Annotated in this window: 1 protein-coding gene; it reads left to right on the top strand. The window is 57.7% G+C overall.

Annotated elements, in window-relative coordinates:
* Positions 1 to 239, top strand: a 239-nt coding sequence (locus tag ACSNOG_RS33975) for an extracellular solute-binding protein (protein WP_436756515.1), incomplete at both ends; no start/stop codon positions are given.

Raw genomic sequence — 239 nt, 5'->3', positions numbered from 1 at the left:
CTCGTATTGTCAGGCGTGCTTGCAGGGTGCTCGAAGGGCGCCGACGGCGGAAGCGGCGGCAAAGAACTGAAGGTGTGGCTGATGGGCGACGAAACGGACGATACGCTGATCAAGGAATATGAGGAGAAAAATCCGGGCGTTAAGGTCAGCGTTCAGTCCATCCCTTGGTCCAGCGCGCATGACAAGCTGTTGACGGCTGTCGCCTCCAAGAATGGTCCCGATGTCGTACAGATGGGAAC

This window comes from Streptomyces sp. URMC 124, assembly GCF_051386455.1.
GTDB lineage: Bacteria > Actinomycetota > Actinomycetes > Streptomycetales > Streptomycetaceae > Streptomyces.
The sequence above is the reverse complement of the archived record's forward strand: the minus strand, read 5'-3'. Positions and strand labels throughout refer to the sequence as shown.